This window comes from Streptomyces sp. NPDC033270 (assembly GCF_055576575.1).
Genome location: NZ_JBVIRA010000028.1, coordinates 116,902 through 124,693 on the forward strand (window position 1 = coordinate 116,902; position 7,792 = coordinate 124,693).

The following is a 7,792-nucleotide window of genomic DNA, read 5'->3' on the forward strand; positions in this document are numbered from 1 at the left end:
CGCTCAGCCCTGCACCTGTCCCAGCCAGTACAGCGTCCGGCGGAGTTCCTCCGGGAAGGCGTGGTGGGGGCCGTGGAGGCGTTCGGCGTCGTAGAGGAGGCGGGAGAGGGTCTCCTGGGCGGCGCCGCGTTCGCCCTGGGCCAGCAGCAGGTGGCCTATGGAGCGGCGGATTTCGAGGGGGCGGACGGGGTCGTCGGCGTAGTGCTCGAAGTACGGCAGCAGCGCGCGGTACTCCTCCAGGGCCTGGGCGACCTCGCCGAGTTGTTCGAGGCACTGGGCGGCCTCGTAGTGGAACTGGAGGGCCTGGCGGGTCGCGCCGGCGCCGGATTCCTGGCCGAACTCCTCGGCGAGGATGCGGAGTTCGGGCAGGGCGCGGCGGTACTGGCCGTCGTCCATGAGGGTGGCGGCGTACTGCTTGCGCAGGGTGCGGACGACCGGGGAGTGCGCGCCGTGGCGTTCGGCGGCGGCGGGCAGGATGCCGCCGAGGATGTCCACGGCGTGGGTGATCCGGCCCTGGTCGAGCAGGCTCTTGACCTCGTCGACGGCGGATGCGACGTCCGGCCCCGGAGAGGGGGAGGCACTGGAGGAGATGGCGGAAGCGGAGGAGGGGGCCGGGCTGGGGAAGGGAGTTGCGGCGGAGGTCCAGGCGCCGGGGTGGGGGGCGGAGGAGCGGGCGACGGAGGTGCGGGGGTCGGGGCCCGGGCGGGCGGGGCCGGTGCCGCCGGTAGTCACGGGGGCGCCTGGGGCGGGAGGCTCGGGGGCCGGGACCAGCGGCGTGGACAGTGCCGTCGGCGTCGGGGCCGGGGCGGGGGCTCCCGAGGAGCGTACGGGCCAGGGGGCGTGGGGCTGGCGGAAGGGGCGGGTGGGGTCCATCGGGGCGAGGGGGGTGGAGGGGGCCTGGGCGGCGTGCGGGCCGGTGGCGGCGGCCGGCAGCAGGGGGGCCAGTGCCCGGTAGACCTCCTGGGCGTCCGCGGGGCGGGCCTGGGGGTCCTTGCGCAGGAGGTGCAGGACGAGGGCTTCGAGGGCCTCGGGGACGTCGGGGCGGAGCTTGCGTACCGGGACGGGCTCCTCGTGGAGGTGGCGGTGCAGGACGCCGAGGGCGGTGGAGCCGGCGAAGGGGACCTCGCCGCTGAGGAGTTCGTGGAGCAGGATTCCCAGGGCGTAGAGGTCGGTGTGCGGGCCCACGGCGCCGCCCATCGCCTGCTCGGGCGCCATGTACGCGGGGCTGCCGATGGGCGAGCCGGTGTGGGTGAGGCGGGTGGTGTCGGTGTCCAGCGCGGAGGCGATGCCGAGGTCGAGGATGACCAGCGAACCGTCCGGCCGGATCATGACGTTGCGGGGCTTGAGGTCGCGGTGGACGATCGGCACGGCGTGGACGGAGGCGAGCACGGCGCACAGCTGCGCGGCGACCGAGACCGCCCAGGGCCACGGGTAGGGGTCGTGCTCGGCGAGGTGGTCGGACAGGTCGGCGCCCTCGACGTACTGCATGACCAGATAGAGGTCCTCGTCGTCGCTGCCGGCGTCGTGGACGGTGACCAGGCCGGGGTGGTCGACCTGCGCGGTGACCCGGCACTCGCGGACGAAGCGGCGGCGCATCTCCTCGCCGTCCGGGGTTCCCGCCACCCGGTCGGGACGCAGCAGCTTCACACCGACCCGGCGGTCCAGGCGGCGGTCGTAACCGATCCAGACCTGGCCCATACCGCCCTGCCCGAGCAGCGCGGAGAGTTCGTAACGCTCGCCGATGACCCGGCCGTTCACCGTCCCTCCTCCTTGCGGAGGTAGTCGCTGAGTTCGTCCAGCTCGGCACGTACGCGGTCGATGCGCTGCGGCTGCGGGCGCTCCTGGGGCGCGGGGTAGGGGTGGACGGGCGCGGGTGCGGGGCGGGCCGGCGGCGCGGGCATCCGGGTCTCGGTCATGGCGTACGGGTTGACCGGGCCCGCGCCGTGCGCGCCGTAGGGCTGGGTCTCCTGGGCGTACAGCGGAAGCGGCGCGGGCGGTTGCGGCGGGCCGTAGGAGGGTGCGGCCGGCGGCATGCCGAAGTGGCCGGCCGCCGGGCCGTGGGCGGTGGCCTGTGCGGCGCGGATGTCCACGACCAGGTAGTAGGCGACCGCCGCGGCGATCTGGATCAGCAGCAGCCCCACCCCGAGGTTGGTGCGCCAGTCCGTCGTGTCGTAGCCGGTGATCAGCGCGCAGGCGCCGACGATCGCCACCAGGTCGCCGGCGAACAGCCACCAGCCCAGCCGTCCGCGCTGCACGAGCGCGGCCCGCAGCAGCGGCGCCCAGGCCAGCAGCCCCAGGCTGAGCACCGCGGCGGCCACGAGGGCCACCCGCAGCGCGATGACCGTCCCCCGCGCCGGGGGACGGTGCGGCGAGTAGGCGGGGACAGGGCCGTGCATTGCTGCTCCTGACGGATCGGACATGGCGGACGAGGCGGTCTCCGTAGCGGCCCGTGGGGTCGGCGCCACCCCCTCGCGCGGGCGGGCACGGCGCGCATACGTGCCTGCGAGCGTATATACGACGACGCGCGCGCGTGCGGGGTTCGCGGAATGGCCCGGCCGACGGCCCGCCCCGGGGGGCGCCGCCGCGCCGTTTGCCCCGTATGCCTCTCCGCTTGCCCGTATGCCTCTCCGCTTGCCCCGCATGCCGGTCCGCCGGCTCAGTCCGGGCCGACCGACCCGTCCGTCAGCCCGTCGTACAGCCCCTGCACCAGCTGCTCGCCCAGCCGCGACGCCAGCCGCAGCGCCTCCTCGAAGGTCGCCAGGTCGCTGAACCGCCGGCCGTAGCGGCGCTGTTCGGCGAGCGGCAGACGCGGCAGCTGCAGGCGGCGGACGTCGAGTCGGGTGGCGGTGGAGGCGTAGCTGCTGGCCTGGCGGTTGTTGGCGGTGCCGCGCAGGAAGCCGGCGAGGAACCAGGGGTCGACGGCGGCCGGGTCGGGCCGCAGCAGGGTGAGGTTGCGGCCCAGGGCGGCCCCGGCGGAGGTCTCGTCGACGACCCGGGCGACGGCGCCGCCGCCGAGGACGGGGACGACGACGTCGCCCGCGCGGACCAGGACCGGCTCCTCGGCGGGCCCGGAGGCGGGCGCTTCGGGGAGGGTGCCGGAGGGGGCGCCGCCGGCGATGACGTCGTGGTCGGTGAGCACCGCGGGCGCTCCCTCGGCGGGGGCGGTGCCGGCGCCGCCCGAGCGCAGCACCAGGGCGCCGGAGCGGGCGAGTTCGCCGACGGTGGTCAGTGGCCAGCGCGCGGTGCCGGTGAGGTCGGGGAGGGTGTCGCCGGCCTTGGGGCGCGGGGTGAGCTCGGTGGTACGGGCGAGGGTGGCGGTCAGCCGGTCGCGCACCCGGGCGAGTTCGGCGGGGCCGCCGGCCGCGGCGGGCGGCGGGAGGTGCCGGGCCGGGGCGAGGTCGACGTCGTCGTCGAGGAGGTCGATGGCGGCCAGCGACCGCCGCACACCGGGCACTTCGTCGATGTCGCCGTCGCGGTCGAAGGCCTGCCAGGCGTCGACGGCGGTGGCGTGGACGGTCTGCCAGTCGGGCTTGTCGCGGCCGGTGGCCTGGCCGGCGGACAGGTCGGCGGTGTCGACGACGAGCAGCCGCGGGGTGGGCGGGCCGCCGGTGCCGGGCTTGCGCAGCACCCACAGGTGCAGCGGGACGCCGTTGGGCGGGGCGGCGCCGGCGGGCAGCGCGATGACCGCGCGCAGCGCGCCGCGGCGCAGCAGGTCGGCGCGGATCCGGCGGCCGGAGCGTCGGGAGGCGACGGCGGGCGGCATGAGCAGGACGGCGGTGCCGCCCTCCCGCAGCCGGGCCAGCGCGTGCTGGACCCAGGCCAGTTCGGACTCCGTACGGGCCGGGAAGCCGTACTCCCAGCGGGGGTCGTAGGCGAGTTCGTCATGGCCCCAGTTGCGTTCGTTGAACGGCGGGTGGACCAGGACGGCGTCGGCGGCGAGCTGCGGGAAGGCATCGGCGCGCAGGGTGTCGGCGGCGCGCACGCGGACCTGGGCGCCGGGCACGTCCAGGGCGAGGCGGAGCGCGCCGAGCGCGGCGAGGTCGGGGTCGGCCTCCTGGCCGTGGAGGGTGACGGGGGCGCCGGCGGGGTCCGCGGCGTCCTCCTGGGCGGCGGTCAGCAGCGCGCCGGCGCCGCAGGCCGGGTCGAGAACGGTGTGCAACGGGCCTGCCAGGGCGGCGAGTTCGGCCATCAGCGCGGCCGGTCCCGGCGGTGTCAGGGTGTACTGCCGGGGGTTGGCGTCCAGGTGGCGGCCGAGCAGGAAGGCATAGGCGCGGTCGGCGCCGTCGGCGGCGGCGAGATCGCCGGTGGCCCGGGCGAGCGCGGCCGACGGGGCGAGCGCCTCGCGGGTCAGCCCGCGTACGGGGTGCTCGGCGCCGAGCCGGGCGGCCAGGACGGAGTCGAGCATCGCGGGCAGGACGCCGGTCAGTTCGGCGTCGTCGGTGGCGGCGCGCAGCTGCTGCCAGGCCGAGGGGCGGTCGCGGACCAGCAGCAGTACGGCGCCGGCCTGGCGCAGCGCGGCCGCGGCGCCCGCCGGGTGCCCGACCAACTGCTGCCAGACCCGCTCCCGCAGCGGCACCTCGGCGAGCTTGCCCTGGTCGCGCAGCCACTGCTCGATGTCGCGGAGGGCGAAGGCGGGGCTGGTCTCGGTGCCGCCGACGGGCTTGGGGAAGTCCGCGTGCCGCCGTCGCCAGTTGCTGACCGCGGCGCGGCCGACGCCGGCGAGCCGGGCGATGCCGGCGGCGGTCACCTCGGTCGGACGGCCTCCCTCGGCGGCGTCCGTCGCCGTGGTGTCCGTCGCGTTGTCCGGTGCTGCGTAGTCCGGCACCTGGCTGACTCCCATCCGCGTGACCCCCGACCTCCCGTGACCCCCGACTCTGTGTCGGCAAGCATACCCATCATCGAACAACCTCCCCCTTCACAGCGTGAACAAACCGTTCACAGCTCTTCATGTTGACTCGGTTCACAGCCTCTGCTCTTATTGACCCATCGCTTCAGCGGAATTCGCATCGAGTGCCCGGAAGGGGCCCCTACGCATGTCTCAGCAGATGCACTACCAGCCCACCCCCCAGGGGCCGTCCGGCCACGCCCACCAGGCGCCCCGCAACGGGCTCGGCGTCGCCGCCCTGATCCTCGGCATCATCGGCGCGCTCAGCGGCATCCCGATGATCCTGTTCTGGCTGGCCGGGCCGCTCGGCCTGCTGGCCCTGATCTTCGGCCTGGTGGGCATGAGCCGGGTCAAGAAGGGCCAGGCCACCAACAAGGGCGTGGCGATCACCGGCACGATCCTGGGCGCCCTGTCGATCGTCCTCGCGGTCGTCGGGGTCATCGTCACCGTGCTGGCGGTCAACAAGGCCGTCGACGAGGTGAACAAGGAGTTCGACAAGCAGTCGGGCAGCAGCAGCAACATCAAGGACCTCGGCGCCGGGCAGGCCGCGAAGTACAACAACGGCCTGGAGGTCACCGTCTCGAAGCCGACCCCGTTCACCGTCGACAAGAGCACCCTGATCAGCGGCCACACCGAGGGCAACAAGGCGTACAAGGTCACCGTCACGCTCAAGAACACCGGCGACAAGGCGGCCACCAACCCGCTCATGACGACCGACGCGGAGGCCGACGGCAAGAAGACCGAGGAGGTCGCCGACGACAAGCACGGCATCCTCCACCACGACTGGGAGAAGACGCTCGACCCCAACGAGTCCGACAGCGTGGAGATGGTCTTCGACGCACCGCCGTCCGCCAAGGAGCTCTCCATCAAGATCACCCCGGACCTGCTGCTCGACCCCGCGAACTGGAAGCTGGCTCTCTGAGCCGCCCGGCTCCCCTGCGCCCTCCCCTTCCTCCCCGACGGCCCGGCACCGCGACCCCGCGGTGCCGGGCCGCCGGCCGTCCGCCGTCCGCCGCCGGGAACGGGCGGCGCCGCAGCGCCGTCTCACCCACTGCCGGGCCGGCACCGTGCACCCACCGCCGGGCCGCCCGCATCGCCGGTTCGAGTATCTTTCCGGCAGTTGACAGTGAGTGAGGACCCTCATGGACACGGCCGCAGCAACGGCCGGGGGCGGACCCGGACCGATCCTGGGGGAGGGCGGCGCGACCGTGCCGCCGCCCCGGACCGCCGGCCCGGCCGCGACCACCGCGACCGCCCCCATACCCCCGGGCGACCGCGGCCCCCTGCGCCGCGCCGCCCAACGCCTTCGCACCCGCACCGCCCCGTTGCGCGCCCCCCGATGGGACCCCTACTGGACGGCCGGTCTCTTCTTCCTCTGCTTCGCCGTGCTGTCGGTGTCCCGCTTCCGCGGCATGTCCAGCTCCTCCTGGGACCTGGGCATCTTCGAACAGGCCATACGGGGCTACGCCCACTTCCAGGCCCCGATCGTCGACCTCAAGGGCCCCGGCACCAACATCCTCGGCGACCACTTCAGTCCCGTCCTGGTCGTCCTCGCCCCCTTCTACCGGCTCTTCCCCTCCCCCCTGACCCTGCTGATCGCCCAGGCCGCCCTGTTCGCGCTCTCCGCGATCCCGGTCACCCGCGCCGCCGCCCGCTACCTGGGCCGCCTCCCGGGCCTGGCCGTCGGCCTGGCGTACGGCACGTCCTGGGGCGTGCAGAAGGCCGTCGACTTCGACTTCCACGAGATCGCCTTCGCGCTCCCGCTGATCGCCTTCGCCCTCGAAGCGGTGCTGCGCGGACGCTGGACCGCCGCGGTGTGCTGGGCCGCGCCCCTGGTACTGGTCAAGGAGGACCTGGGCGTCACCGCCGCCACCATCGGCGCACTCGCCCTGCTGCGCACCCGCCGCGCCAGCCCGCTGCCCATCGCGCTGGTCGCCTTCGGCCTCACCGCCACCGCCCTGACCCTCGGCCTGCTGATCCCGGCCTTCAACGGCTCCGGCTCCTACGACTACTGGAGCAAGTTCGGCGCCGACGGCCAGGGCGCCACCATCCCCCTGGGCACCGCCCTGCGCACCACGCTGTGGGTCCTGCTGCCCACCACCGGCCTGCTCGCCCTGCGCTCCCCGCTCCTGCTGGTCGCGCTGCCCACCCTCGGCTGGCGCTTTTTGTCCCACGAGCCGCACTACTGGGGCATCGACTGGCACTACAACGCCGTCCTGATGCCGGTGGTCTTCCTCGCCCTGGTCGACGCCCTGCCGCGGGCCCGGGTCTCCGCGCGCCCCTGGCTGCGCTCCTACGCCCACCACCTGCCGGCCGCGGTACTGGCCGCCGCCCTCGCGCTGTCCACCACGCTCCCCCTGGCCCGCCTCACCGAGCCCGCCACCTACCGCACACCGGCGTCCGTCCCCGCCGCCGAACGGCTGCTGGAGCGGATACCCGACGACGCGACGGTCGAGTCCGACATCCGCCCGCTGAGCCGCCTGACGCAGCGCACCCGGGTCTTCTGGACCGGCGACACGGACGGGCTGGCGCCCGACTATGTGGCCCTGCAGCTCCGCGACGACCGCACGCCGCGCCAGGCACTCGCCGACGCGATGGCGCGCCACGCGAAGTCGACGTACGTCGTCCTCGGCGGCGCGGCGGACATTCTCGTCCTGCGGCGGACCTCTGCGAACTGACGCGTGGCGGGGTCGCCCACGTTGCCGGGTTTCCCGCCGTGCCTCTTCTGTTGTTCTTTTCCCGCCTTCGGCGGGAGCGGAAGGGTTGTGGGGTGGGGCCCCGGGTTGGTGGTGGGTGCCGGTGGCGGGGGGGGGGGGGGGGGGGGGGGGGGGGGGGGGGGGGGGGGGGGGGGGGGGGTGGACACCACCCCCCCCCCCCCCCCCCCCCCCCACCCCACCCCCACCCCCC

Annotated in this window: 5 protein-coding genes; 2 read left to right on the plus strand and 3 right to left on the minus strand. The window is 75.0% G+C overall.

The genetic code is table 11. The features are described 5' to 3' along the window. Positions 1-3 precede the first annotated feature (3 nt). From ACZ5XZ_RS31800 to ACZ5XZ_RS31810, 3 genes are all read right to left on the minus strand, one after another. Positions 4-1,758: a protein kinase domain-containing protein gene (locus tag ACZ5XZ_RS31800; RefSeq protein WP_468984333.1), complete on the minus strand. Its 1,755-nt coding sequence runs from the start codon at positions 1,756-1,758 to the stop codon at positions 4-6. Further along, complete coding sequence (locus ACZ5XZ_RS31805; protein ID WP_468984336.1) at positions 1,755-2,396, minus strand: hypothetical protein; 642 nt, start codon at positions 2,394-2,396, stop codon at positions 1,755-1,757. The genes ACZ5XZ_RS31800 and ACZ5XZ_RS31805 overlap by 4 nt, the downstream gene beginning before the upstream one ends. 260 nt (positions 2,397-2,656) lie before the next feature. Continuing rightward, the gene (locus ACZ5XZ_RS31810; protein ID WP_468984338.1) at positions 2,657-4,825 is read right to left on the minus strand and encodes an N-6 DNA methylase; all 2,169 of its coding nucleotides are present in this window, start codon (positions 4,823-4,825) and stop codon (positions 2,657-2,659) included. 208 nt (positions 4,826-5,033) lie between these two features. Here ACZ5XZ_RS31810 and ACZ5XZ_RS31815 point away from each other — a divergent pair, with 208 nt between their 5' ends. Both ACZ5XZ_RS31815 and ACZ5XZ_RS31820 read left to right on the plus strand, forming a co-directional pair. Then, the gene (locus tag ACZ5XZ_RS31815; RefSeq protein ID WP_468984341.1) at positions 5,034-5,807 is read left to right on the plus strand and encodes a DUF4190 domain-containing protein; all 774 of its coding nucleotides are present in this window, start codon (positions 5,034-5,036) and stop codon (positions 5,805-5,807) included. Between the two features lie 220 nt (positions 5,808-6,027). Further along, positions 6,028-7,563 (plus strand): DUF2079 domain-containing protein, encoded by a 1,536-nt coding sequence (locus tag ACZ5XZ_RS31820; RefSeq protein ID WP_468984342.1) that lies wholly within the window; start codon positions 6,028-6,030, stop codon positions 7,561-7,563. The last annotated feature ends 229 nt before the right edge of the window (positions 7,564-7,792 follow it).

Bases quoted from the DNA above. Each gene is read 5' to 3' on its own strand.
- ACZ5XZ_RS31805 (WP_468984336.1), bottom strand. From the start codon at position 2,396: ATGCACGGCCCTGTCCCCGCCTACTCGCCGCACCGTCCCCCGGCGCGG.
- ACZ5XZ_RS31820 (WP_468984342.1), top strand. From the start codon at position 6,028: ATGGACACGGCCGCAGCAACGGCCGGGGGCGGACCCGGACCGATCCTG.
- ACZ5XZ_RS31815 (WP_468984341.1), top strand. From the start codon at position 5,034: ATGTCTCAGCAGATGCACTACCAGCCCACCCCCCAGGGGCCGTCCGGC.